This window comes from Undibacter mobilis (genome assembly GCF_003367195.1).
In the GTDB taxonomy this organism is placed as follows: Bacteria; Pseudomonadota; Alphaproteobacteria; order Rhizobiales; family Xanthobacteraceae; genus Pseudolabrys; species Pseudolabrys mobilis.
In genome coordinates this window covers 2,698,467-2,723,865 of sequence record NZ_QRGO01000001.1, presented here as the reverse complement: position 1 = coordinate 2,723,865, position 25,399 = coordinate 2,698,467, and the positions used below count along the sequence as shown (strand labels likewise).

At 62.2% G+C, this 25,399-nt stretch carries 23 protein-coding genes, 2 tRNA genes and 1 riboswitch; of the genes, 18 read left to right on the top strand and 7 right to left on the bottom strand.

The window, feature by feature from the left end:
* The first annotated feature begins 4 nt into the window (after positions 1 to 4).
* From DXH78_RS12890 to DXH78_RS12855, 8 genes are read left to right on the top strand one after another with little or no spacing between them, the layout of a single operon-like run.
* Positions 5 to 3,775: a nitrate reductase subunit alpha gene (locus tag DXH78_RS12890; RefSeq protein WP_115517415.1), complete on the top strand. Its 3,771-nt coding sequence runs from the start codon at positions 5 to 7 to the stop codon at positions 3,773 to 3,775.
* The gene (narH, locus tag DXH78_RS12885; protein ID WP_115517414.1) at positions 3,772 to 5,292 is read left to right on the top strand and encodes a nitrate reductase subunit beta; all 1,521 of its coding nucleotides are present in this window, start codon (positions 3,772 to 3,774) and stop codon (positions 5,290 to 5,292) included. The genes DXH78_RS12890 and narH overlap by 4 nt, the downstream gene beginning before the upstream one ends.
* Positions 5,292 to 5,999, top strand: coding sequence for a nitrate reductase molybdenum cofactor assembly chaperone (gene narJ, locus DXH78_RS12880; RefSeq protein WP_115517413.1), 708 nt, complete (start codon positions 5,292 to 5,294; stop codon positions 5,997 to 5,999). The genes narH and narJ overlap by 1 nt, the downstream gene beginning before the upstream one ends.
* Positions 6,000 to 6,009: 10 nt before the next feature.
* Positions 6,010 to 6,714 carry a respiratory nitrate reductase subunit gamma gene (gene narI / locus DXH78_RS12875; RefSeq protein WP_115517412.1) on the top strand — a complete coding sequence of 235 codons (705 nt, stop codon included), beginning with the start codon at positions 6,010 to 6,012 and terminating at the stop codon, positions 6,712 to 6,714.
* Between the two features lie 5 nt (positions 6,715 to 6,719).
* On the top strand, positions 6,720 to 7,559 hold the full coding sequence (locus tag DXH78_RS12870) for a peptidylprolyl isomerase (RefSeq protein WP_115517411.1): 840 nt from the start codon (positions 6,720 to 6,722) through the stop codon (positions 7,557 to 7,559).
* Positions 7,560 to 7,571: 12 nt separating this feature from the next.
* Positions 7,572 to 7,868, top strand: coding sequence for a hypothetical protein (locus DXH78_RS12865; protein WP_115517410.1), 297 nt, complete (start codon positions 7,572 to 7,574; stop codon positions 7,866 to 7,868).
* Position 7,869: 1 nt separating this feature from the next.
* Entirely contained in the window at positions 7,870 to 8,430 is a 561-nt protein-coding gene (locus tag DXH78_RS12860; protein ID WP_245416808.1) for a DUF2478 domain-containing protein, read from the top strand.
* Between the two features lie 21 nt (positions 8,431 to 8,451).
* A complete protein-coding gene (locus tag DXH78_RS12855) occupies positions 8,452 to 9,150 on the top strand; it encodes a carbonic anhydrase (protein ID WP_115517408.1) in 699 nt (232 codons plus the stop codon).
* Positions 9,151 to 9,192: 42 nt separating this feature from the next.
* Here the strand turns inward: DXH78_RS12855 and DXH78_RS12850 are convergent.
* A tRNA-Tyr gene (locus tag DXH78_RS12850) sits at positions 9,193 to 9,277 on the bottom strand.
* A 263-nt stretch (positions 9,278 to 9,540) separates the two neighbouring features.
* On the opposite strand from DXH78_RS12850, the gene rlmB reads away from it, so the two are divergent.
* Positions 9,541 to 10,401 carry a 23S rRNA (guanosine(2251)-2'-O)-methyltransferase RlmB gene (gene rlmB, locus DXH78_RS12845; protein ID WP_115517407.1) on the top strand — a complete coding sequence of 287 codons (861 nt, stop codon included), beginning with the start codon at positions 9,541 to 9,543 and terminating at the stop codon, positions 10,399 to 10,401.
* A 68-nt stretch (positions 10,402 to 10,469) separates the two neighbouring features.
* Here the strand turns inward: rlmB and DXH78_RS12840 are convergent, their stop codons facing one another.
* Both DXH78_RS12840 and DXH78_RS12835 read right to left on the bottom strand, forming a co-directional pair.
* On the bottom strand, positions 10,470 to 11,096 hold the full coding sequence (locus DXH78_RS12840; RefSeq protein WP_168192799.1) for a hypothetical protein: 627 nt from the start codon (positions 11,094 to 11,096) through the stop codon (positions 10,470 to 10,472).
* Between the two features lie 10 nt (positions 11,097 to 11,106).
* Positions 11,107 to 11,484 (bottom strand): hypothetical protein, encoded by a 378-nt coding sequence (locus DXH78_RS12835; protein ID WP_115517405.1) that lies wholly within the window; start codon positions 11,482 to 11,484, stop codon positions 11,107 to 11,109.
* Positions 11,485 to 11,672: 188 nt separating this feature from the next.
* Here DXH78_RS12835 and DXH78_RS12830 point away from each other — a divergent pair, with 188 nt between their 5' ends.
* The 4 genes from DXH78_RS12830 to DXH78_RS12815 all read left to right on the top strand — a co-directional run bounded on the left by DXH78_RS12830 (position 11,673) and on the right by DXH78_RS12815 (position 14,572).
* Positions 11,673 to 11,948, top strand: coding sequence for a hypothetical protein (locus tag DXH78_RS12830; protein WP_115517404.1), 276 nt, complete (start codon positions 11,673 to 11,675; stop codon positions 11,946 to 11,948).
* A 322-nt stretch (positions 11,949 to 12,270) separates the two neighbouring features.
* The gene (locus DXH78_RS12825) at positions 12,271 to 13,890 is read left to right on the top strand and encodes an MFS transporter (RefSeq protein WP_210209580.1); all 1,620 of its coding nucleotides are present in this window, start codon (positions 12,271 to 12,273) and stop codon (positions 13,888 to 13,890) included.
* 265 nt (positions 13,891 to 14,155) lie between these two features.
* Positions 14,156 to 14,230 (top strand) — tRNA-Thr (locus DXH78_RS12820).
* A gap of 138 nt (positions 14,231 to 14,368) precedes the next feature.
* Positions 14,369 to 14,572 carry a cold-shock protein gene (locus tag DXH78_RS12815; protein WP_115517402.1) on the top strand — a complete coding sequence of 68 codons (204 nt, stop codon included), beginning with the start codon at positions 14,369 to 14,371 and terminating at the stop codon, positions 14,570 to 14,572.
* Between the two features lie 117 nt (positions 14,573 to 14,689).
* Here DXH78_RS12815 and DXH78_RS12810 read toward each other — a convergent pair whose 3' ends face one another.
* The 4 genes from DXH78_RS12810 to DXH78_RS12795 all read right to left on the bottom strand — a co-directional run bounded on the left by DXH78_RS12810 (position 14,690) and on the right by DXH78_RS12795 (position 18,590).
* Positions 14,690 to 15,106, bottom strand: coding sequence for a hypothetical protein (locus DXH78_RS12810; RefSeq protein ID WP_147292635.1), 417 nt, complete (start codon positions 15,104 to 15,106; stop codon positions 14,690 to 14,692).
* An 18-nt stretch (positions 15,107 to 15,124) separates the two neighbouring features.
* Positions 15,125 to 15,694: a hypothetical protein gene (locus DXH78_RS12805; protein ID WP_115517400.1), complete on the bottom strand. Its 570-nt coding sequence runs from the start codon at positions 15,692 to 15,694 to the stop codon at positions 15,125 to 15,127.
* A 100-nt stretch (positions 15,695 to 15,794) separates the two neighbouring features.
* On the bottom strand, positions 15,795 to 17,750 hold the full coding sequence (locus DXH78_RS12800) for a TonB-dependent receptor plug domain-containing protein (protein WP_168192798.1): 1,956 nt from the start codon (positions 17,748 to 17,750) through the stop codon (positions 15,795 to 15,797).
* A gap of 211 nt (positions 17,751 to 17,961) precedes the next feature.
* Positions 17,962 to 18,214: riboswitch (cobalamin riboswitch) on the bottom strand.
* 91 nt (positions 18,215 to 18,305) lie between these two features.
* Entirely contained in the window at positions 18,306 to 18,590 is a 285-nt protein-coding gene (locus DXH78_RS12795) for a His-rich protein BRANT (protein WP_115517398.1), read from the bottom strand.
* A 293-nt stretch (positions 18,591 to 18,883) separates the two neighbouring features.
* Between DXH78_RS12795 and DXH78_RS12790 the strand changes: the two genes are divergently transcribed.
* The 5 genes from DXH78_RS12790 to DXH78_RS12770 all read left to right on the top strand — a co-directional run bounded on the left by DXH78_RS12790 (position 18,884) and on the right by DXH78_RS12770 (position 25,242).
* Positions 18,884 to 19,432, top strand: a complete 549-nt coding sequence (locus DXH78_RS12790; RefSeq protein WP_115517397.1) for a tetratricopeptide repeat protein — start codon at positions 18,884 to 18,886, stop codon at positions 19,430 to 19,432.
* Between the two features lie 480 nt (positions 19,433 to 19,912).
* On the top strand, positions 19,913 to 20,473 hold the full coding sequence (locus DXH78_RS12785) for a chemotaxis protein CheW (protein ID WP_115517396.1): 561 nt from the start codon (positions 19,913 to 19,915) through the stop codon (positions 20,471 to 20,473).
* A gap of 48 nt (positions 20,474 to 20,521) precedes the next feature.
* On the top strand, positions 20,522 to 22,324 hold the full coding sequence (locus DXH78_RS12780) for a methyl-accepting chemotaxis protein (protein ID WP_115517395.1): 1,803 nt from the start codon (positions 20,522 to 20,524) through the stop codon (positions 22,322 to 22,324).
* Positions 22,325 to 22,782: 458 nt separating this feature from the next.
* A complete protein-coding gene (locus DXH78_RS12775) occupies positions 22,783 to 23,334 on the top strand; it encodes a chemotaxis protein CheW (protein WP_115517394.1) in 552 nt (183 codons plus the stop codon).
* Positions 23,335 to 23,433: 99 nt separating this feature from the next.
* Positions 23,434 to 25,242 carry a methyl-accepting chemotaxis protein gene (locus DXH78_RS12770; protein WP_115517393.1) on the top strand — a complete coding sequence of 603 codons (1,809 nt, stop codon included), beginning with the start codon at positions 23,434 to 23,436 and terminating at the stop codon, positions 25,240 to 25,242.
* The last annotated feature ends 157 nt before the right edge of the window (positions 25,243 to 25,399 follow it).

The window sequence follows — 25,399 nt, the reverse complement described above, 5'->3', positions numbered from 1 at the left end:
GACGATGAGTCATTTTCTCGATCGACTGACATTCTTCAAACGGGGCGACGAGCCCTTCTCCAACGGGCACGGCATCGTCACCCACGAGGACCGGCGCTGGGAGGACGGCTACCGCAAGCGCTGGCAACACGACAAGGTCGTGCGCTCGACGCACGGCGCCAACTGCACCGGCTCGTGCTCGTGGAAGATCTACGTCAAGAGCGGCATCGTCACCTGGGAGACGCAGCAGACCGATTATCCGCGCACGCGCCCGGAACTGCCGAACCACGAACCGCGCGGCTGTTCGCGCGGCGCCAGCTATTCCTGGTATCTCTATTCCGGCAACCGCGTGAAATATCCGCTGGTGCGCTCGCGGCTCCTGAAGCTGTGGCGTGAAGCGCGCGTGCTGCGCACGCCGGTCGCCGCCTGGGCCTCCATCGTCGAAGACGCCGGCAAGCGCGAGGCCTATACCAGCAAGCGCGGCCTCGGCGGTTTCGTGCGCGCGGCCTGGGACGAAGTCACCGAGATCATCGCCGCGGCCAACGCCTATACGGTGAAGAAGCACGGCCCCGACCGCGTCATCGGTTTCTCGCCGATCCCGGCGATGTCGATGGTGTCTTATGCCGCGGGCTCGCGCTATTTGTCGCTGCTCGGCGGCGTCTGCATGTCGTTCTACGACTGGTACTGCGACCTGCCGCCGGCCTCGCCGCAAACCTGGGGCGAACAGACCGACGTTCCGGAAAGTGCCGACTGGTACAATTCCGGCTTCCTCATTCTGTGGGGCTCGAACGTACCGCAAACGCGCACGCCGGATGCGCACTTCTATACCGAAGCGCGCTACCGCGGCGCCAAGAGCGTCGTCATCTGCCCGGACTATTCGGAAGCCTCAAAATTCGCCGACATGTGGATCTCGGTGAAGCAAGGCACCGACGCCGCGCTCGCCATGGCCATGGGCCATGTCATCCTGCGCGAATTCCATCTCGACCGGCAGGCCAAGTATTTCCAAGACTATGTCCGCCAGTACACGGATATGCCGATGCTGGTGGAGCTCGTGAAGCAGGACGGCAAACTGGTGCCTGGGCGGCTCCTGCGCGCCTCCGACTTCACGGGCGACCTTGGCGAAACCAACAATCCGGACTGGAAGACGGTCGCCTTCGACGAGGCGAGCAAGAGCATCGTCGCGCCGCGTGGCTCGATCGGCTTCCGCTGGGGCGAGAAGGGCAAATGGAATCTCGAGGAGAAGAAGTCCGACGGCGAAGCGACCAAACTGCAGCTGACCTTCGCCGAAGATCGTGACGAACTGGCCGAGGTCGCCTTCCCTTACTTCGGCAACCGCGAGCACGATCATTTCGCCGGCACCGATCACCCGAGCGTGCTGGTGCGTAAGGTGCCGGCCAAATTGGTGGCGCTGAAGGACGGCGAGAAACTGGTCGCGACCGTCTACGACCTGTTCGTCGCCAATTATGGTCTCGACCGCGGCTTCGGCGGCGATCACGTCGCCACCTCCTATGACGCCAACGTGCCCTATACGCCGGCCTGGGCGGAAAAGATCACCGGCGTGCCGCGTGACCAGATCATCACCACGGCGCGCGAATTCGCGCTCAATGCCGAGAAGACCAATGGCCGCTCGATGATCATCATCGGCGCGGCGATGAACCACTGGTATCACTGCGACATGAACTACCGCGGCGTCATCAACATGCTGGTGATGTGCGGCTGCGTGGGTCAATCGGGCGGCGGCTGGTCGCATTATGTCGGGCAGGAGAAACTGCGGCCGCAATCCGGATGGCTGCCGCTGGCCTTCGGTCTCGATTGGGGCCGGCCGCCGCGCCAGATGAACTCGACATCGTTTTTCTATGCGCACACCGACCAGTGGCGTTACGAGACCGTCGGCGTCGAGGAAATCCTGTCGCCGACCGCGCCGGCCGGTCCCTGGGACGGCGCGCTGATCGACTACAACGTGCGCGCCGAACGTATGGGCTGGCTGCCCTCGGCGCCGCAGCTCAAGCAGAACCCACTGGAGATCGCCGCCAAGGCGAAAGCGGCCGGCCTCGAGCCCAAGGACTATGTGGCGAAAGCACTGAAGTCCGGCGAGTTGCAGATGTCCTGCGAGGACCCGGACCATCCCGACAACTGGCCGCGCAACATGTTTGTGTGGCGCTCCAACCTGCTCGGCTCGTCCGGCAAGGGCCACGAATATTTCCTCAAGCACCTGCTCGGCACCACGCATGGCGTGCAGGGCAAGGATCTCGGCGAAATGGGCCACAAGAAGCCGCGTGACGTCGCCTGGCACGACGACGCGCCGAAGGGAAAGCTCGACCTTCTGGTCACCCTCGACTTCCGCATGTCGACGACCTGTGTCTACTCCGACATCGTGCTGCCGACCGCCACCTGGTACGAAAAGAACGACCTCAACACCTCCGACATGCATCCCTTCATCCACCCACTCACCTCGGCGGTGGACCCGGTGTGGGAGGCGAAAAGCGATTGGGAGATCTACAAGGCTATCGCCAAGGCCCTCTCGCGCGTCGCGCCCGAAGTGCTCGGCGTCGAGAAAGACGTCGTGCTCACGCCGATCCAGCACGACTCCCCCGGCGAAATCGCCCAGCCTTTCGACGTCAAGGATTGGAAGACGGGTGAGATCGACCCGATCCCCGGCAAGACCATGCCGGCGGTGACGGTGGTCGAACGCGACTATCCCAACATCTACCAGCGCTTCACCGCGCTCGGGCCGCTGATGCAGAAGATCGGCAACGGCGTGAAGGGCATAGCCTGGAACACCGAGCACGAAGTGGACTTGCTCAAACGCCTCAATGGCGAGGTGACCGAGGAGGGATCGACCAAGGGCCTTGCCCGCATCGACACCGACATCGACGCCACCGAAGTCATCCTGTCACTGGCGCCGGAGACCAATGGCGAAGTCGCGGTCAAGGCCTGGGCCGCGCTGTCGCAGACCACCGGCATCGATCATACCCATCTTGCTCTTCCGAAAGAGGACGAGAAGATCCGCTTCCGCGATGTGGTGGCGCAGCCGCGCAAGATCATCTCGGCGCCGACCTGGTCGGGTCTGGAATCCGAGAAGGTCTGCTACAACGCCGGCTACACCAACGTCCATGAACTGATCCCGTGGCGCACCCTCTCCGGCCGCCAGCAGCTCTATCAGGATCATCTGTGGATGCGGGCCTTCGGCGAGGCGCTCTGCGTTTATCGCCCGCCGGTCGATCTCAAGGCCGTCAAGCCGGTAATCGATTCAAAGCCGAACGGCGAGAAGCAGATCGTCCTCAACTTCATCACGCCGCATCAGAAGTGGGGCATCCACTCCACCTACACCGACAACCTGATGATGCTGACGCTGTCGCGCGGCGGGCCCATTGTCTGGATCAGCGAGAACGACGCTCGCAAAGCCGGCATAACAGACAACGACTGGATCGAGGCCTACAACAGCAACGGCGCCTTGGTCGCCCGCGCCGTGGTTTCGCAACGCGTGAAGGACGGCATGTGCATGATGTATCACGCACAGGAAAAGATCGTGAACGTGCCCGGCTCGGAAGTGACCGGGCAGCGCGGTGGCATCCATAACTCGGTCACGCGCATCGTCATCAAGCCGACGCACATGATCGGGGGGTATGCCCAGCAGGCCTACGGCTTCAACTACTACGGCACGATCGGCACCAACCGCGATGAGTTCGTCATCATCCGCAAGATGGTCAAGGTCGACTGGCTGGACAAGCCGGCCGCCGATCAACCGGAACCGCTCACCGTCGCCACATCGACCAAACTGGAGGCCGCAGAATGAAGATTCGCGCGCAAATCGCGATGGTGCTGAACCTCGACAAGTGCATCGGGTGCCACACCTGCTCCGTGACGTGCAAGAACGTCTGGACCAACCGCGAAGGCATGGAATACGCTTGGTTCAACAACGTCGAGACCAAGCCCGGCATCGGCTATCCCAAGGAGTGGGAGAACCAGAAGCGCTGGAACGGCGGCTGGCGGCGCAAGAAGAACGGGAAGATCGAGCCGCGCATCGGCGGCAAGTGGCGCGTGCTCGCCAACATCTTCGCCAATCCCGACCTGCCCGAGATCGACGACTACTACGAGCCCTTCACCTTCGACTACGAGCACCTGCAGAACGCGCCGGAGCTCAAGGCTTCGCCGACCGCGCGACCACGCTCGCTGATCACCGGCGAGCGGATGGAGAAGATCGAGTGGGGCCCGAACTGGGAGGAAATCCTCGGCACCGAATTTGCCAAACGTTCGAAGGATGTGAATTTCGAAGGCGTGCAGAAGGACATCTACGGCCAGTTCGAAAACACCTTCATGATGTATCTGCCCCGGCTGTGCGAACACTGCCTCAACCCGACCTGCGCCGCCGCCTGCCCCTCGGGCGCCATCTACAAGCGCGAAGAGGATGGCATCGTCCTGATCGATCAGGACAAATGCCGCGGCTGGCGCATGTGCGTGTCCGGCTGCCCCTACAAGAAGATCTATTACAACTGGTCGAGCGGCAAATCCGAGAAGTGCATCTTCTGCTATCCGCGCATCGAGGCCGGCCAGCCGACGGTGTGCTCGGAAACCTGCGTCGGCCGCATCCGCTATCTCGGCGTCGTGCTTTACGACGCGGATCGTATCGAGGAAGCCGCCAGCGTGCCCAACGAGCAGGACCTCTATGAAGCTCAGCTCAGCATTTTCCTCAACCCGCACGATCCTGCGGTGATCGAGCAGGCCCGCCGCGACGGCATTTCCGAGAACTGGCTGGAGGGCGCGCGCCGCTCGCCGGTCTACAAGATGGCGATGGAGTGGAAGGTCGCCTTCCCGCTGCATCCCGAATATCGCACACTGCCGATGGTCTGGTACGTGCCGCCGCTGTCGCCGATTCAATCGGCCGCCGCCGCCGGCAAGATCGGCCATGACGGCGACATGCCGGACGTGCGTTCCTTGCGCATTCCGCTGCAGTATCTCGCCAACCTACTGACCGCCGGCAAGGAAGAGCCAGTGGCGCTCGGGCTCGAACGGATGCTGGCGATGCGCGCCTATATGCGGGCCAAAACCATCGACGGCGTCATCGACGAGGCCATCGCCAAGCGCGTCGGCCTTACCGGCCAGCAGATCGATGACATGTACCACATCATGGCGATCGCCAATTACGAGGATCGCTTCGTCATCCCGACCGCGCACCGCGAGATCAACGAAGACGCCTACGACATGCGCGGCTCCTGCGGCTTCTCGTTCGGCAACGGCTGCTCGGGCGGCGAAACCAGCGCCAACCTGTTCGGCTCGCCGAAGCGCGCCAAGAACCCGATGGAGATGGTCTGATGGGCCGCACTCTGAAAGCGCTCTCGGCGCTGCTGACCTATCCCACTGCCGACCTGGTGCAGGCCGCGGGCGAGATCAGCGAGATACTGGACAAGGACAAGCGCCTCCCCGCCTCCGCCCGCGATCAGTTGCACCGCCTGCTCAATGAAATGGCGACCGGCGATCTTTACGACCTGCAGGAGCGCTACGTGCTGCTGTTCGATCGCACGCGATCGCTGTCGCTGCACCTGTTCGAGCACGTCCACGGCGAAAGCCGCGACCGCGGCCAGGCCATGATTGACCTCAAATCGCAATACGAAGACGCTGGTCTCTTTATGGATGTGTCCGAACTGCCGGACTTCCTGCCGTTGTTCCTGGAATATGTGGCGACACGGCCCGCCGTTGAAGCGGCCGAAAGTCTCGGTCAGCCGGCGCATATCTTCGCCGCCATCGCCGAGCGGTTGCGCAAGCGGCGCTCGGCCTATGAGGCCGTGTTCCGGGCGCTGGTGGCGATCGCCGCTGCCAAGCCGACAGAAGAAGAAGTGTCCGCCCTGCTCCAGCTACCGGACCCCGACCCCAACGACCTGGCCGCGCTCGACGCCGCCTGGGAGGACGAGCCGGTGAATTTCGGTCCCGGCTCCGGCGACGGCTGCAAGGACAATCTCATCGCCCGGGTGCGCGGCTCCATGCGGCCCGCGCCCGACATGCCTCAGCGCCCGCGTTCGTGAGGACCACACCATGCGCGACATGATCAATTACATCGTCTTCGGCTGGTACCCCTACCTTTGCCTCACCGTATTCCTGCTTGGCAGTCTCGTCCGCTTCGATCGCGAGCAATACACTTGGCGCTCGGGCTCGAGCCAGTTGCTACGCCGCCGGCAACTGACCTGGGGCTCGAACCTGTTCCATGTCGGTATCCTCCTGATCTTTGCCGGCCACTTCGTCGGCTTGCTGACGCCGATCTGGGTGTTCGACACGCTCGGCATCTCGCACACCTTCAAGCAGTGGCTGGCGATCGTCATCGGCGGCGTTGCCGGCATTGCCTGCTTCGTCGGCATGACGCTGCTCATTCACCGCCGCCTGTTCGACCCGCGCATCCGCACCACCTCGTCATTCGGCGACATCGCCATCCTGCTCATTCTCTATGTGCAGCTCATCCTCGGGCTGAGCACCATCTTCGTCTCGCTCGGCCATCTCGACGGCCACGAGATGGTGAAGTTCATGACCTGGGCGCAGGGCATTCTCACCTTGCAGCCGGGCGTCTCGGCGGCCATCGCCGACGTGCATCCGATCTTCAAGGCGCACCTGTTCCTCGGCATGACCATCTTTCTGTTGTTCCCGTTCACCCGCCTCGTCCACATCTGGAGCGCGCCGGTCTGGTATCTCGGCCGTCGCGGCTATCAGGTGGTGCGCACGCGGCGTCCGATGATCCCGGCGGAGTGAGCATCATGGCTGTTTCCATCGAAGTTCGCTTTCCGTCGTCCCCTGCTGCAAAGCCGGTCAAGGTCAGCGTCAACGGCATCACCATTCCGCGCGACGAGATCGTGCGCGAAATGCAGAACCATCCGGCCGACAAGCCCTTCGTCGCATGGCTTGGGGCGGCGCGCGCGCTGGTCGTGCGCGAGCTGCTGCTGCAGCGCGCGAAGGCGCTTGGCCTGACGGCGGAGCCGCTCACGCAAGACGGCCGCCGCGAGACCGAGGACGAGGCGCTGATGCGCGGCGTCGTCGAGCGCGAGGTGCTGGTGCCGGAACCGGACGACGAAACCTGCCGGCGCTACTACGACAACAACAAGACCCGCTTCCGTTCGCCGGACATTTATGAGGCCTCGCACATCTTGTTCGCGGCGCCGGTGGACGATACGGAAGCCCGCGCGCAGGCCCGCGCCGACGCCGAGGGCGTGCTGGCAACGCTGCAGGACGATCCGGGGTGTTTTGCCTCGCTGGCCCGCGCCTATTCGCGCTGCCCCTCCGCAGAACATGGCGGCAATCTTGGCCAACTTACGCAAGGCCAGACGACGCCGGAATTCGAGCGCGCGATGCTGGCAATGACTCCGGGCGAGGTTTCGTCGGAGCCGATCGCAAGCCGCTTCGGCTTTCACATCATCCGGCTCGACCGCAAGGTCGAGGGCCGGACGGTGCCCTACGAGGCCGTCGCCGAACAGATCGCCAACTATCTGCGCGACAGCGTGATGCACCGCGCGCAGGCGCAATATGTGGCGCGGCTGGTGTCGGCGGCCGAGATCGACGGCATCGAGTTGGCCGGCGCCGCCGAGCATCGGGTTAACTAGGGAGGCAAAGCCATGCTGCTGGGTGACATGATCCGCCGCCTCACCGACGACGCCGCCGCGACCGAACTCATCGTCGGCCTCGGCGATCTCACTTTGCTGCAAACGATGAGCGAGCGTGCCGACGGCGAAGGGCTCGATCTGGCGACCTTCAGCCAGGACGCGGTGCGCTCCTATGCCGCCCGGGCGTCGGAAGAAGAATGGGTCACGCTGCTCGGCCAGATCGGCAAATCGGCCGATCCGGCGGCAATCTTCATCAAGCGCGCCTTCGCCAGCGCAATTCAGCCCGCATGTGAAATCCATGGTCGTTAAAATGTCATCCAATATCCTTGCGGTGCTGTATTCCGATGGGCTCGCCGCCGACCGATTGCTCGCGGATATCGCCTACCGGCTGCGTGACGACGGCCTGAGCGTGGCCGGGCTGGTGCAGCTCAACACATTCGTGCGCGATCGGACGAAGTGCGACATGGCGGTGGAAGAACTCTATTCGCGCACCGTCTTCCAACTGTCAGAAGATCGCGGCCCCGCCGCCAAAGGCTGCCGGCTCGATCACACGCGCCTGATCGAGGCGGCCGGTCTGTTCGACGAAGCTCTCAAGGAAGAAATCGATCTCGTCGTGCTCAACAAGTTCGGCAAGATAGAAGCCGAAGGCGGCGGCCTGCGCGATGCGCTTGCCCGCGCGGTCGCGCTCGAGGTCCCGCTCATCGTCGGCGTGCCCTATCGCAATCTCGACCAATGGCGCCATTTCGCCGGCGGTCTGGCGGACGAGTGTGATGTGTCCGCGCCGAACATCCTGCGCTGGCTGGCGGCCAGAGGTTTCGCCACAGACCTGCGCAACAACGAACACGCCGCGAGCGACAATCTGCGGCCCTGATCCGGACGGCTTTGGTTTCCCATGTGCCTCGATCACCTGTTCGATCGCAATGTCGCCTGGGCGCAGGCCAAGACCCGCGACGACCCCGGCTATTTCATCCGCATGGCCGGCATCCAGAATCCGAAACTGTTGTGGATCGGCTGCTCGGATAGCCGCGTGACCGCCAATGACGTGCTCGGGCTCGACCCCGGCGAGGTCTTCGTCCAGCGCAACATCGCCAACATGGTGCACACCAGCGACATGAACCTGCTGGCCGTGCTCGAATACGCCATCGACGTGCTGCACATCGAGCATGTCATCGTCTGCGGTCATTACGGCTGTGGCGGCATCCAGCGCGCGCTCGGTGACGAGCGCACGGCGCTGGTCGATCACTGGCTGCAGCCGATCACGATGCTGTACCGCAAGCACCGCAAGCTGTTCGACGCCATTCCCGATCCGGCCGCACGCATCGATCGCATGTGCGAACTCAATGTCGAAATGCAGGTGCGCCGCATCGCTGCGATCCCGACCGTCGAGAAAGCCTGGCTGCGTGGCCAGCCGCTGCATCTCCATGGCTGGCTCTACGGCGTCACCGACGGCCTGCTGCGCGATCTCGGCCCGCATCTGTCGTCGATCAAGGAGCGCGATGAACTGCCCAGCATCGACGATCGCGCCCGCCAGCCGGTCGAACCGGTGAGCGGCATGCGCCAGCACGCCATGGCGGCGTTCAACGCGCCCTAGCGGCCGGGAAATCGGCACAATTCGAGTGAGGCATCGAAAGGATGGTGGGCGAGGTAGGACTCGAACCTACGAAGGCATAGCCAGCGGATTTACAGTCCGCCCCCTTTGCCGCTCGGGACACTCGCCCCCAAAGTTCACATCCCCCGACGAACCTGCATTTGCGGGCGGGTCGCCGTCCTAGCACGTTGATCCCGATGAACAATCGGGGTTTCCGGTCCAGGCGGATCGCGGGAATGGCTGGGGTTATGAGCAGGCAAGCCGCCGAAGTCAATGGAGGACGGCCGGAAATTGCCCGGCCCGGCCGTTCCCCGACCTGCGATCCTTCCTGGCGCATGGTCTGGTCGGAAAACCGGTCCCACTTTTCGGGATCATGCGCTAAAGGTCCCGGTCATGAGCAAACGCCCCTTCCCCTATGCCGGCAGCGGCCCCGCCAAATCCGGCCCGAAGACCGCGAAACCCGGAGCAAAACCCGGCGCCACCCGCGAACAGGTCGAGCGCCGTGAGCGCTTCACGCGCGCCCGGCGCGAGGACCTCAGGGCGGCCACCGACGACGAACTCGTCATTCTCTACGGCTGGCACACCGTCGTCGCGGCGCTGCGCAATCCAACCCGGCGGCTGCGCCGCCTGCTGGTCACCGACAATGCCGCCCGCCGCCTGGAAGAAGAAGGTATCGCGCCAGCCATCGCGCCGGAGATCGTGCGACCCTCCGCCATTGACGAGCGCCTGCTGCCGGACGCCGTGCATCAGGGTCTCTATCTCGAGGCCGATCCCCTGCCCTCGCCACCGATCGAGGAAGTGCCGGCGCACGGCACCGTTCTGGTGCTCGACCAGATCACCGACCCGCACAATGTCGGCGCCATCTTCCGCTCCGCCGCGGCTTTCGCCGCCACCGCCATCGTGACGACGCAGCGTCATTCGCCGGATGCCACCGCGGCGCTCGCCAAGGCCGCCTCCGGCGCGCTGGAACTGGTGCCGCTGATTGCCGTGCAGAATCTCGCCCGCGGTCTCACCGCTCTGAAAGAACGGGGCTTCATGGTGGTCGGTCTGGATTCCGACGGCGAAGCCGACTTGTCGGACATGACGCTGCGCAAGCCGCTGGCGCTGGTTCTGGGCGCCGAAGGCAAGGGATTACGGCAGTCCACCCGCGAACTATGCGACAAGGTCGCTCGCATCGACATGCCGGGCGAGATCAAGAGCCTCAACGTCTCGAACGCCGCAGTGCTTTCGCTTTATATTGCCGGCCGCGCATAAGCACACGCTGCAAAAGCAAACGGCGGGCCCCCCAGCCCGCCGTCGCCGCCCACAAACTCTGAAACCGATCAGTTGAGGCGCGCGTTCTTGCCGCGCTCGCCCTTGCGGTAAAGCTGAATTGTCATGCGATCGGGACCGAGGATGGTGATCTCGGCATCGGCCTGGATGACGCGCTTGTCACCTTTGCCTGGCTTGTCGTTCTTCGTGGCGTGCGTATCGACCGGCGGCGCCTCGACCACGACCTTCTTGTCGCCACTGCTGTCATCGACGACGGTGTAGCGCTCGACCACGCGCGGCGGCAGATCGACGTAACGCTTCGTCTCCACCACCTTCGGCTTCATGTAGACGACCTTGGTCGTGTTGACGACAGTCGCGGGTTTGCCGGCGGCGCGCTGCCGCAACTCTTCGATCAGCGCTGGATCGTTCTTAGAGCGCGACGGCTTGACCTGCGGCGCAGGCGCGGCGCGATGGGCGCGGCGCGCGGAAGGCGCTCTCGCCTCACCCGGCCGGTGAATGACATAGGCACCCGGCGCGACTTCAACGGCGTAAGGTTGGCTCGCCGACCGGCCGGGCTGGGCATAAGGATAAAGAGGCTGCGGCGCGGGCTGCACCGAAGAATACCATTGCGCCTCCGCGCTTGCGCTGCCGAGCGCGGTAGCGGCGATGGCAAGCGCTGCAATTTTGAATGGCGACATCGTCATCGGATCACTTCAGCGGCAGGATGGGCGCGGACGGCGCGACGTCGGCCGGCGGCATGATCGCGTGTGGCGGATAGAGCGAAAGCGTCGACCACTCCTGGTAATAAGTGGGCGCCGGCGCCGCGATGCGGCGTGGTGCGTTGAGGTCTTCGTGGCGGCCAACCTTCGGCTTCTTACCGGTGAACGGGAAGTAGCGGCGGTTCTGCCATGGCCGCGCCCAGTAGGCGCGAATCTCGGTGCCCGGCTCGACGTCGTAGACGACGACCTGCGGTGCTCTGGACGGATACGATTCGTAATAGCCGGCCCGGCCGGACAGATCGGCTGCCTCAACCGCGGTCAATCCAAAAGTTCCCAACAGGGCGGCAATGGCAATCGAGACACGCATTGCAGGCGATCCATCCGTGATGTTCGCCTGCACAATATACGAACGATTTACGCGACCACCTTCAATCGCCGGGTAACATTAATCTCGCAGGCCCTCACGAGCGTGCGTCGGGCCTTGATTTCGGCACCGTCATCCGCGAAAACGACAGCGGGGCTCGACATCAAGGATCGCGGTTAAAGTTAATCGGAATGCCGAATCGAAATTCTTCCAGCAACCGCGCCGACAGCCCTGCGGCGCCCGAAACTTTCCGTAAGCGCTACGACAACGTCGAGAGCCAGCGCGAAGAGCTCCTTGCGCGACTAAATCGGCTCGGCGCCGTTGCGCAGGCCCATCCCGGCCACAAGCGCGCGCTCAAACTTCTCAACGATACCTTCCGCAAGGCCAAACTGGCGCAACGTCTGTCGGTATTGCACGCGGCGGCCTGGCTGATCGAAGTTCTCGAACGCGTAGCCGCCGGCGTCTGACGAACGGCATCATCCGGGTATCGACGTCGCGGAACTCGACGTAAAAGTTGCTGGACTGTTAAAAACCGCAACGCACCATCGCCAACCCTAATTTTTGATATAGTCATTAAATATCAATAACTTAAATAGTTGTCATCCGCCAAAAGGCGTAAGACGCGAGACGGACAGACGCGGTTGCTGGGCCGGGCGTATCGATACGCCCAAGGTGGCGCCGAAGACAATCAAGACAAGCAAGGCGTCGCCCGACACACGACCATAACGTGTCCATTAGGGGGTTACGCCTATGACAACGACGACCGTGTCCGGTCTCAAGGACCGCGGAATGACTGCCGAGGAACGGCGAGTCATCTTCGCATCATCGCTCGGCACCGTATTCGAGTGGTACGACTTCTATCTTTACGGCTCGCTCGCCGCGATCATCGGCGCGCAATTCTTCAGCGAATATCCGCCAGCGACGCGTGACATCTTCGCGCTGCTCGCTTTCGCCGCGGGCTTCCTCGTGCGTCCGTTCGGCGCCATCGTGTTCGGCCGTGTCGGCGACATCGTCGGCCGCAAGTACACCTTCCTTGTGACCATTCTGATCATGGGCCTGTCGACCTTCATCGTCGGCCTGCTCCCCGGCTCCGCCACCATCGGCTTCGCTGCACCCGTCATCCTGATCGCACTGCGTCTCGCGCAGGGTCTCGCGCTCGGCGGCGAATACGGCGGCGCGGCAACCTACGTTGCGGAACATGCTCCGCAGGGCAAGCGCGGCTACTACACCTCGTACATCCAGACGACCGCCACGCTTGGCCTGTTCCTGTCGCTGCTGGTCATTCTTTTCACCCGCACGATCGTCGGTGAGAAGGATTTCGCGGCCTGGGGCTGGCGCATTCCGTTCCTGGTCTCCGTGCTGCTGCTCGGCGTCTCGGTCTGGATCCGCTTGAAGCTGAATGAATCGCCGGTCTTCCAGCGCATGAAGGATGAAGGCAAGTCGTCCAAGGCGCCGCTGACGGAAGCCTTCGGCAACTGGTCGAATGGCAAGATCGTGCTCATCGCTCTGCTGGGCGGCGTGATGGGCCAGGGCGTGGTCTGGTACACTGGCCAGTTCTACGCGCTATTCTTCCTGCAATCGATCCTCAAGGTCGACGGCTACACCGCCAACCTGTTGATCGCATGGTCGCTCCTGCTCGGCACCGGCTTCTTCCTGGTGTTCGGCGCGCTGTCCGACAAGATCGGCCGCAAGCCGATCATTCTCGGCGGCTGTCTGATCGCGGCGCTCACCTTCTTCCCGATCTTCAAGGCGATCACCACCAACGCCAATCCGGCGCTGGAAAAGGCGATCGAGACCGTGAAGGTCGAGGTGGTGGCTGACCGTGCAGCCTGCGGCGACTTGTTCAACCCGGTCGGAACGCGCGTCTTCACCAAGCCGTGCGACACCGCCCGCGCCTACCTGTCGCAGCAGTCGGTCAAGTACTCGACCTCCTATGGCGCAGCCGGTTCGCCGGTCGTCGTGAAGGTCAACGGCACCGACATCCCGTATGCCGCGGCCGCCGACAACGCCAAGGTTCTCGCCGCCGTCCAGGCTGCGGGCTATCCGAAGGCCGGCGACGCCAACATCGTGAAGATGGCGCATCCGTTCGACATCTTCCGCGCGGCACCTGCCGCGGTCATCGGCCTGCTGCTCATCCTCGTGATCTTCGTCACGATGGTGTACGGCCCGATCGCCGCGATGCTGGTCGAACTGTTCCCGACCCGCATCCGCTACACCTCGATGTCGCTGCCCTACCACATCGGCAACGGCTGGTTCGGCGGCCTGTTGCCGGCGACCGCCTTCGCCATCGTGGCCTCGACCGGCGATATCTATGCCGGTCTCTGGTACCCGATCATCTTCGCGTCGATTACTGTCGTCGTCGGCTTCTTCTTCCTGCCGGAAACGAAGGATCGCGATATCACATCCTGATAGGGCATAATGGCGGCGCCGGAACCTGGGCGCCGCCGTATAGCCACTTCGACGAATGCGCCCTGCGGCTCACCAGGCCGCGGGGCGTTTTCATTCGTCCACGGCAAGGCTGACGATACCGGCCAAATTCCTCCTCTTTCGGCAATAAATTGGCCAACCCGGCAGCCTCGGGTGCGCGTCTGCGCCGGAGGCTGTCCTGCCCGTCCGACGCCATACGATTGATTTGTCAGGCCTAATCCGCTATCCGAGCGTCGCGACGGGAAGCGCCGGCTTAGCTCAGCGGTAGAGCAGCGGTTTTGTAAACCGAAGGTCGGGGGTTCAATCCCCTCAGCCGGCACCACGACCGCGCGAGGCCCGCCGCAATACGCCCAAAATTGAACCAATTGTCACAGTCGGCGGGCAATCGGAAAGCTTGTTCGGCGGTTCAAGACTGTGCCAAACTGGGGTGTTGCTACTCGTAATACTTCGGAGATCTAGCATGCCTCAGGGCACCGTAAAGTGGTTCAATCCGACGAAGGGCTACGGCTTCATCCAGCCGCAGGATGGCGGCAAGGATGTGTTCGTCCATATCTCGGCGGTGGAGCGCGCCGGACTTAGCACGCTGAACGAAGGTCAGACCGTGCAGTTCGAACTCGTCGAAAACCGCGGCAAGACGTCGGCGGAGAACCTCAAGGTTAAGTAGCCTCGAAGCCCGGGGACACTTTCGACCTTTGAATGAACAAAGCGAACCGTCGGGTCAGCCCGGCGGTTATTGGTTATTGGGCGCGCTGCACCAGCGGTTCACCTTGCGGTCCCTCTGTCAGCGCGTGAGCTTCTCGAGTTCGGTAAACGGCTCAAGCGGCACCTCCTTGCAGAGCGCGGCGACTTCCGGCGGCGTATCAAGAAAACGATCGAGCTTGCCGGACACGAAGACGGCAGCGCCGTCTTTGGGCGGCGCATAGGTGTTCGCCGATTTCCTCTCACGAAAGCGAACGCAGACGATGAAGCGATCGCCCTGCCCCACTTTCTTCAACAGCGGCTGCGATGCCTGCGCATTGCGCACGCCGACCGGCTCGTTGAGATAGGTGCGCAGGAATGCCAGCAGGTCGTTCTTGTAATTCTGCGGAGCGATGTTCTGGGCGTCCCACCGCGCCTGCAACTCCGCCGGGCTCGGCCCGACATCGTCTGAGGCGCAACCGGCGACGAGCAACGCCACACCGACAAACATCCACCGCATTAGCAACCTCACCGACACCTACAGCTTCGACAGTTTGGCGATATCGATCGCCTGAGCATAAGCCACCTTGCTCGCCGAGTCCGCCGTGCCCTGAACATTGATCAGGAACTTGTTGGCGACGATCATCATCACGTCACCATCCGGGTTCTGCACAGCGCGCTGGTTGCCGATCCGGATCAGCTTGCCGAGCGCGCCGGCCATCGCCGGATTGTTCAGCATCGGCGCAAACTGCATCAGCAGCGCCGAATCCCCGCTGATCGAAATCTCGACCGTGTCGCCCTTGGCATTGGTATAGGTGCGCGTGGCCGCCGAGACGCCACCGAACACAGCAGCGCCGACGGCGCTGGTCTGCGCCTTATCGGCCTTCCAGCCCGACAACGGCTCTGGCAACACCGTCGCATAGCCCTCCGCATTCTTTTGCGCGATCAGCTGCGAGGCAAGGTCAAGCGATTGCTTGGCCGCCGTCATATCACCGGACTGGTATGCTTTGCGGCCCTGCTCGATGGCATCGACAATGTCATCAGCCCGTGCCGGCGTCGTAGCGACGGCAACGAAAAGAAGGCCGGCGCTCAAATACGATCGCATCATGGTTCGCCCCTTGGAATCGTTTTCCCGGGGCGATCCTAGCGATTTTCAAAGGCGAACGCGTGGCCGGCGGACGGCCGCGCGTTCAGGCGTATTTGCCAGACTATAGGGTCGAGACCTTGATACCGCCGAAGACGCCGACGCCCGGCGCCTTCCAGCCGACCGGTACTTCGTAGCGCTTGTCGAACAGATTATCGACGCGTCCGAAGACCGTGACCTGCTTATTGACCGCATAATTCGCCGCGATATTGACCACGGTATAGCCCTGGAAGTCGCGGGCCGTCGTCCACAGGCCCTGGCGATCGAAATCCATCCAGGGGCCGACATAGAGCACGCTCGCCGACAGGCCGAGCGCCTCGGTCGCCTGATAGGACGCCGAGAAATTGGCCTTGTGCTTGGGCCGGCGCAACAGCTCGGTATTGGCGATCACATTGGTCGCGTCGGTACGGGTGTAATCGGCGTGAAAGCGCAGCCGGTCAGTGGCCTTGACATCGACGAAGGCTTCATAGCCCTCGGTCTTGGCCTTGCCTACATTAACGTAAGTATTCACCGGCGCGAACACGTTGTTGATCAGGTCCTTGATGTCGTTCCGAAAATAAGTAACTCCGAAACGCAGCCGGTCGCCGAACAGCGGCTGCTCGAAACCGACTTCCCAGCCCTTGCTGGTTTCCGGCTTCAGATTCGGATTGCCGACATAGTTGAAGTCGCCGACGCCGTAGAGCTCGTACAAGGTCGGCGCCTTGAATGCCGTGCCGTAGCTGCCTTTCAGTTTGGTCTCGCTGCCCGGCATGATGAAGGCCGGCGCAACGCGCCATGTCGTATGACTGCCGAACTTGTCGTCGTCATCGACACGGATGTTGCCGACGATGAAGAAGCGTTCGGCAAATTGCGACTGCATTTCGGCATAACCGGCGGTGTTGCCGTTCTTGGCAGAATAGGACAGCGGCGCGCCGCCGAACATGCCGTAAGTCTGGGTGTTGGCGCGTTCTTCCGAGCGCTCGGCACCCAGCAGGAGGGTATGGCCCTTGGCCACGGCGATCTCGCCGCGCCAGTTCACCGCAGTGCGCGTGCCGTCATTCGTCGTTGCCGGATTGGCGTTGGGGTCCTTGTTGGTGCGGCTGTTGTCGGCGACGTTGACACCGACGGTGTTGATGAAGCGGCCATTGAGTGCGGCATACACCGCCTCGGCGCGGCCGAAGAAGGCCTTGTTGCCGTAGTCGGACCGCGTCGCATAAGGCGCCGATGGAAATGTGCTCGGATCATCGTTGGAATATTTCAGCCGGATATCGACGTAGCGGCCGATCAGATTAACCCGGAGATCGTCTGTGATCTTGGCGCCGAGCCGGGTCGAATAGGTCATGTTGTCGTAGGAGTTCGGATTGGCTGACTGCCCGGCCGGCAGCACGTAGGTCGGCGTGACGTCGACATGCGACGAGCGCAGATGCGCGACGCTGAACGCATAATCGAAGCGATCCTTGGCGCCGCTGACCGCGGCAGACTGGTTGAAGGTGCCGAGCGCACCGCCCTCAAGTGTCGCTGTGGCTTTCGCCGGCCCCTCGCCTTTCTTGGTGACGATCGAGATCACGCCGCCGATCGCATTGGCACCATAGAGGCCGCCCTGTGGGCCGCGCAGCACCTCAATACGCTCGATATCGCCGGTGGCGATATGGGCGAGATCAACCGCGCCGTTCGGCGCGCTGACATCGCCCATGTCGATGCCGTCGAGCAGCACCTTGACGTGGTTCGAATTGGTGCCACGCATGAAGATCGCAGTCTGGCCGCCGGGGCCGCCGGTCTGCACCACATTGAGACCCGGCACATTGTTGAGCACATCCGGCAGGGTGCGGCGCTGGGTGCGGGCGATCTCCTCGGCGGTGATCACCGTCACCGAACTGGCGATCTGGCTCAGCGGCGTGGCAATGCCGGTGGCACTGACCGACACTTCCGGCAGTACGACCGGTTCAGATGCTGACTGAGCTTTGGCAGGATTGGACGCGGCCTGCACCGCCGCGATGACCGCCACCGCACTCGCGGCAGCCAGACGAAAACGAACCCCCATAACGCACATTCCTTCGATGGCGCCCGTCGATGACGGGCGCGCCGGGTGAAACCAAACCGGTGCGAGGAACATGCGAACGCAACGCAGACGACTGACGCCTCGAGACGCTCACCTGCCGATGTTCGTGGGACAATAAACTCCAACGGACCATCGCACCGGCATTGACGTCACCGCTGCGAAAGCGCCGCTCCGTATGGACCGCCCGTCCACCGGTTGGGTGACTGTGCTGGCAGGTCTCCTGGCTTGCGGGTCATGGCCCGTTGCGTCCGGCCTTCCCAGGCTCTCAAAGGAGAAAAGCTCTCCCGGGAGAATTCCCAGTGGCCGTGCGGACGCGGGCTCGCCGCTTACAGTTGCGGGGGCAGCCACGGAATGACGCAAGATCGCCGAAAGCGGCCTTGCGGGACAACCGTGTTCCCTCTTTCGTCCCCGGAGCGACCCGGGGAACCAGCACGGCTTCGATAATTCAATGGAACGTTAACGTGAGTCAAGCACCGCGGCCCATCGAGGAACCGCGGTGCCCGAAACTGTGAGTTCTGACGAGCGCCGGAATGGCGATCAGATGGCCTTCGGCTTGACGGTCTTGTCGGTCTTGACCTTGGCGGCCTTCAGCTTCGCCGGCGCTTTGGCGGTGTGCTTCTTGACGCTGTGCTTTTGCGCAACGTGCTTGTTCTTCTTGTGCTTGGCGACGTGCTTCCTGACCGCATCGCTCTTTTGGACAACTGGCTTGGCCGGCGTGGTCACCGGGGCCGTGGTGGCGGCGGTCGGGCTGGCGCTCTGAGCGAAGGCCGGCGCGGCGATCAGGCTGAGCGCAATAGCGGCGGCAGAGATGGTCTTGAACATCGAATTCTTCCTTTTTGGCGGGCGGCCGGCACCCTTGGGTTATCCCCGGCGAACCGGCGACGGGCCGGCTGATGGCACCCTTTCTAGGCCTCCGGCTCTGAATGCGATCTGAGACGGGCCGTTATCCGCCGTTCAGGTTGTCGGGTTCCAAAGAACCACCCTGCCGGCCTGGTGGCCGGATAAATTTCGTTTCCCGGCGGGACTAAACGACTTCACGAATTGTTTTTCCTGTTGGGCCGGCGACCTGGCGTAACCTGTCGCCGTGCCGCATCAACCACAGAGGTCCAACCGCCATGACCCTCATCCGTGTTTTACGTCACCTCCCTCAAATCGCCGCCGCGGCCTTGCTCGTCACCGCCGTTGGCCTCAAGCCGGTCTATGCGGCCGGCACCGATACGCCGACAGACGACAAGAAGAAGGACAAGAAAGGCAGCGCAATCGAACAGCCGGAGCAGCAGCTCGCGCAAGCCAAGGCCCATGAGAAATTCCTGCGTGACTATCGCGCAGCGCGTCAATTGATTCTCGCCGGCCAATACGATGCGGGCATTGCCGCGATGCATGCACTCGGCCGCGACAGCAACCCGGACGTTGCCAACTACATCGGCTATGCCAACCGCCGTATGGGCAACTATGAGCAGTCGAAGATCTGGTACGAGGCTGCGCTGAAAGCCGACCCGAAGCACACCCGCACATGGTCCTATTACGGTATGTGGCAGGCCGAACAGGGCAACCGCGTCAAGGCTCGTGAGTATCTGACAAAGGTCGCCTCGCTCTGCGGCAACACCAACTGCCAGGAGTATATCGAGCTCAAAGCCGTGATCGACGGCACCGGCACGTACTGATCGCCGGCTTGCTTTAACCGCACAATCGCACAAGCGACAAATTCTAACCGCCGGGCTCATATCACCCGGCGGTTTTTTTTGTTTCCGCCTCTCCTGGCGCCTCGTGCAACGAGCGATGCATTCTGATTCGCATTGCTCCGGCGCCAACCGCGCGCCATTCACTCTAGAAATTTCGTCATCCAATTTGTCGATCGCTTCGACGACGCTATCGCGGCAGCACGGCAACACGGCAACACGATGTATTTTCTCGGATTTTGCCGATACAGCGGCTCGCCATATACAGCCTATACGTGTATTAACAATATTTATTAACTATTTATATTATGAATAAAATCAATTTCAACTTAAGGTAAACACGGTATCTTATTACTACATGCTCTTCGTGTGATTTGATTCCGCGTCAGAGCGGTATGTTCGGCCAAGTAAAGCCGCGCATTTCGATGACTATTGCCTGTCGTAGGGACAATAAGGACCACTGGAATGTCGCAAGTTGTCGCACCCACACCCATCATTACTCAACCTAAGATTAGTATCAATACAACCAACGATTCCGAGTCCGCCGTCAACGGCACGGCGGCCTCGCACGTTACCGAGTTCATCAGCTTCGCCATTGGTGAGGAGCAGTACGGCGTCGACATCATGGCCGTGCGCGAAATCAAGGGCTGGTCGGACATTACCCACCTGCCCAAGCAACCGGACTATGTGCGCGGCGTGCTCAATTTGCGTGGCGCCATCGTTCCGATCGTCGACCTGCGCTGCCGTTTCGGCCAGGGCCTGACCGAAACCACGCCGCTGCACATCGTCATCATCGTGCAGATCGGCGACCGTCAGGTCGGTCTCATCGGCGATCGCGTGCTTGACATCGTGTCGGTGACGCCGGCGCAGATCCAACAGGTGCCGCGCACCAGTCACGCTCATTCGACCAGCTTTCTTGCCGGGCTGGTGTCGAACGAGGACGTCATGATCGCCTTGATCGATCTGCCGCACCTGTTGGCGGACCATGTCGCCAACGAACAGAAGACCGTCGTTCTCGACGCTTAAAAAATCTCATCGCGCCAACATTATCTAATCAGGAAAATGGGGATTTAGATGTCCATCCTTGCTCGCTTCAAAGTGCTGACCAAGATAGTTTCCGTCGTCATGCTGCTCGCCATGGTGGCGTCCGCCATCGCCTGGCTCGGCATCACCTCCCTCAAGTCGCTGAGCGAAGCGACCGACCGGATGGAGGTCGTATCCAGCCAGTCGACGATGGCTCAGCGTCTTGCCGTCAACCTTCTCGCCATCAACCGAGCCGAATTCCAGGTCTCGACCGATCCGCGCCCGGAAAGCATCAAGACCGCGCAGGATGCTGTCGCGTCGGAGAGCAAGCTGTTCCAGGAGCGCTTCCAGTGGCTCAAGGAGAAGGCCACCCGGCCCCACGTCAAGGCCAAGTTGGCGGAGCTTGAAGCCGACTGGACCACCTACCAGAAGGAGCTCAACGGCACCTTCCGCGCCGCCGCCGCAGTGACCAACTTCCAGATGACCGCCGAACTGGACCGGCTGCGCAAGGAGGCAATGTCGAGCGCAGAACTCGCCAACAAGGTGCGTGTCAATCTCCGGGTGCTGGCCGAAGGCTTGGACAAGGACGTCGAGACCGTTTCGAACGACGCCACCGCCGAATATCTCTATACGTCGAAACTGATGATGGGCGGCGCCGCCATCGGCATCATCCTTGGCCTCATCATTGGCTTCACAATCGGCCAGTACGGTATCGCCTCGCCGCTTCGCGCCCTGGTCGATCCGCTCGACAAGATCGCCGAAGGCAACTTTGCCATCAAGGTACCAGGTCTCGATCGCAAGGACGAGGTCGGCCAGATCGCCAACTCGGTCCAGGTCATGGCGGAGAAGGTCCGGACCACCATCCACGAGATCAAAGCCTCCGGCCGCGAAGTGACCAACGCCTCGGCCGAAATCTCGACCTCGACCACCGATCTCTCCCAGCGCACCGAAGAACAGGCCGCGAGCCTGGAAGAAACCTCCGCCGCCATGGAAGAGCTCACCTCGACCGTGCGCCGCAACGCCGAGAACGCCCAGGAAGCCAGCCGTTCGGCCAACGAGACCCGCGACGTCGCGGATCTCGGCGGCAAGGTGGTCGCCCGCACCGTCGAGGCCATGGCCAAGATCGAGGAGTCCTCGCAGAAGATCACCGACATCATCGGTGTCATCGACGAGATCGCCCGCCAGACCAACCTGCTCGCCCTCAACGCGGCCGTGGAAGCGGCCCGTGCGGGTGAAGCCGGCCGTGGCTTCGCGGTGGTGGCCTCCGAAGTCCGCAGCCTCGCCCAGCGTTCCTCGCAGGCGGCCAAGGATATCAAGGACCTCATCACCAACTCGAGCGTCCAGGTGAAGGAAGGCGTCGACCTCGTCAACCAGGCCGGCACCTCGCTCAACGATATCGTCACCTCGATCAAAAAGGTCGCCGAGATCGTGACCGACATCGCCAATGCCAGCATCGAGCAGGCCACCGGCATCGATCAGATCAACAAGGCGCTCACCCAGATGGATGAAGTGACGCAGCAGAACTCGGCGCTGGTCGAGGAAAATGCCGCCACGGCCAAGACCCTCGAGCATCAGGCCAAGATGATGGACGAACAGGTCGCGTTCTTCCAACTCGGTCAGGAAGAGGCCGCGATGGCCGGCCGGATTGCCAAGGAAATGGTGCCCAAGACGCCGGCGGCCAAGCCTGCCCGGTCGGCCGAAGCAAGGCCGGTGGACGCCAAGCCGGCAGTGGCGATCGCGAAGCCGGTCCCGGCCAAGTATCAGGCGGTGGTGCAGCTTAAGCAGACCGGCACCGGCGGCGCGGTCAAGAAGATCGAGACGGCCAGCGCCGACACCGACTGGAAGGAGTTCTAGGGCTCTCAGCGAAGTCCGATGGAGGCGATGCCATCGGCTCCGGGCGGCGCGGCGATCTCCCCTCGATCGTCGTGCCGCCCAATTTTTCGGACTCTGATCACAGACGAACGTCGCCAAGTGATTCGCGGCATCGCATCGACGACGTTGATAAACGCATCATGGATTCCCAGTCTGGCACTTGTTATTTATAAAATTCCGCCACGTCGACAAACGCAAAAATGCGATGCAGTTATTGTGTTTTTAAATTCTTCGCTCTGTCAGGTAACACATCTTACTGTCGTGATTTGAACGCATCTGCGCAAAGTAGATTAAGTTTAAATTCAATCGCGATTTAAAATTACGCGGGTATTCCTATCCCTACCCTCAAACGACGAATTGCCTCTGTCGAGAGCAATGCGCGGCGCTGCCGTCGCGCATGCAGGCGCTGTTTGTCGTAGGGTCAAGAGAAGGAAGCCTCAATGACTCAGATTGCTACATCACCTCCTGTTACGGCACAGCCCGTTGCCTCGGCGACGACCGCTCCTCTGACCGAAGCCGCCGCGGGGGCATCAAATGTCACCGAGTTCATCAGCTTCGCCATTGGCGAGGAGCAGTACGGTGTCGACATCATGGCCGTGCGCGAAATCAAGGGCTGGTCGGACATTACTCATCTGCCCAAGCAACCGGACTATGTGCGCGGCGTGCTCAACTTGCGCGGCGCTATCGTCCCGATCGTCGACCTGCGCTGCCGCTTCGGCCAGGGCCTGACCGAAACCTCACCATTGCACATCGTCATCATCGTGCAGATCGGCGACCGCCAGGTCGGTCTCATCGGCGATCGCGTGCTTGACATCGTATCGGTGACGCCGGCGCAGATCCAACAGGTACCGCGCACCAGCCACACCCATTCGACCAACTTTCTTGCCGGACTGGTGTCGAATGAAGACGTCATGATCGCCTTGATCGACCTGCCAAACCTGCTTGCCGACCACAACGGCATCGACTCCAAGACAATCGTCCTCGACGCGTAACGGGTCTCTGAGGGGGGACTCCGTAACTTTATCTGCGGTGACGAGCCGCAGTGACGTCGCATCTATCAACAGCTCTCTTTCCATCGCCAGGAGAAATCAATGTTAAAGCTTTCCAATATCAGCATCGGGCTCAAACTTTCAATGATGTCCGGGCTTGGTATTCTGTTCGCGGTCGGCCTCATCGTGGGGCAGATTATGGGTAGCAGCTCGGTCAGATCCTCGACCGACCTTGCCAACATGCAGGCCGACATCCTGCAAGGAGCTACCGCAACCGAGTCCAATTTGCGCAGCTTGCAATTGGCCGTCCGCGATGTACGCCTGTCCCGCAGCCTCGACCAAATGCAGGCGGCCGTGACGACTCTTGAGGAGCGCCGTAAGACCAGCCACGATCAGGCATCCTCTCTCTTGCCAAAGTTCGCCAAGCCGGAAAATCGGGCCCGATTCGAAGAAATCATTGCCACGCTCGATCAGTATGCCAAGGACGCTAAAGTCATCGTCGACTTCAGGAGGCAGATGATCGAGGCCCAGGCCAGACAAGACGCTGCACAAGCAACCGAATTTGACGGCAAGCAACTTGCCGCAGCCAAGGTTTCGCTGGCAACCGCAGAACGCATCAACGCGCTCGTCGCCGAGGCCAGAAAAGCCGCGGTCAAGACTAAAAGCGATCGGATGATCGAAGCTCAGGACACCGCCGATTTTGCCAACCGCATATCGGTCATATTGGGCGTGTTGACGATCTCGATTTTGATCGCCGCGGCATTGATGGGCGCGATGACCATCGCCCGCCCCCTTCGCGAAATGGTCAAGCCGCTCGACGAAATCGCTGCAGGTAACTTCACCGTCAAGGTCCCGAATACCGACCGCAAGGACGAAGTTGGCCAGATCGCTGCGTCGGTTCGGCAAATGGCGGAGAAAGTGCGCGAGACGATCGCCGAGATCAAAGCCTCCGGCCGCGAAGTGACTAACGCCTCGGCCGAAATCTCGACCTCGACCACCGATCTCTCCCAGCGCACCGAGGAACAGGCCGCGAGCCTGGAAGAAACCTCCGCCGCCATGGAAGAGCTCACCTCGACCGTGCGCCGCAACGCCGAGAACGCCCAGGAAGCCAGCCGTTCGGCCAACGAGACCCGCGACGTCGCGGATCTCGGCGGCAAGGTGGTCGCCCGCACCGTCGAAGCCATGGCCAAGATCGAGGAGTCCTCGCAGAAGATCACCGACATCATCGGTGTCATCGACGAGATCGCCCGCCAGACCAACCTGCTCGCCCTCAACGCGGCCGTGGAAGCGGCCCGTGCGGGTGAAGCCGGCCGTGGCTTCGCGGTGGTGGCCTCCGAAGTCCGCAGCCTCGCCCAGCGTTCCTCGCAGGCGGCCAAGGATATCAAGGACCTCATCACCAACTCGAGCGTCCAGGTGAAGGAAGGCGTCGACCTCGTCAACCAGGCCGGCACCTCGCTCAACGATATCGTCACCTCGATCAAGAAGGTCGCCGAGATCGTGACCGATATCGCCAATGCCAGCATCGAGCAGGCCACCGGCATCGATCAGATCAACAAGGCGCTCACCCAGATGGATGAAGTGACGCAGCAAAACTCGGCGCTGGTCGAGGAAAATGCGGCCACCGCCAAGACCCTCGAGCATCAGGCCAAGATGATGGACGAACAGGTCGCGTTCTTCCAACTCGGCCAGAATGACCGCACCACGGTTCGCAGCACTTCGGCTATCGAAACCGAAATAGGCGGCAGAGCACCGGCGGCCAAGCCTGCCATCGCCAAAGTGGTGCCTGCCAAACCGGCTTCAGCAAAGCCGACGGCCCCCAAGTCCGTCGTCCAGCTCAAGCACACCGGAACCGGCGGCGCGCTCAAGAAGATCGAGACGGCCAGCGCCGACACCGACTGGAAGGAGTTCTAGAGCACCAGGCGAAGGCCGATTGCCTGATCCCTTCCAAAGAACGACCTGCCCGGCGCCGCGGCGCCGGGCATTTGCACGCCGACGTCGCCAACTGTAGCGGCTATGCCAATCGCCGCATGGGCGACTACGCGCCGTCAAAGATTTTCTACAAGGCGGT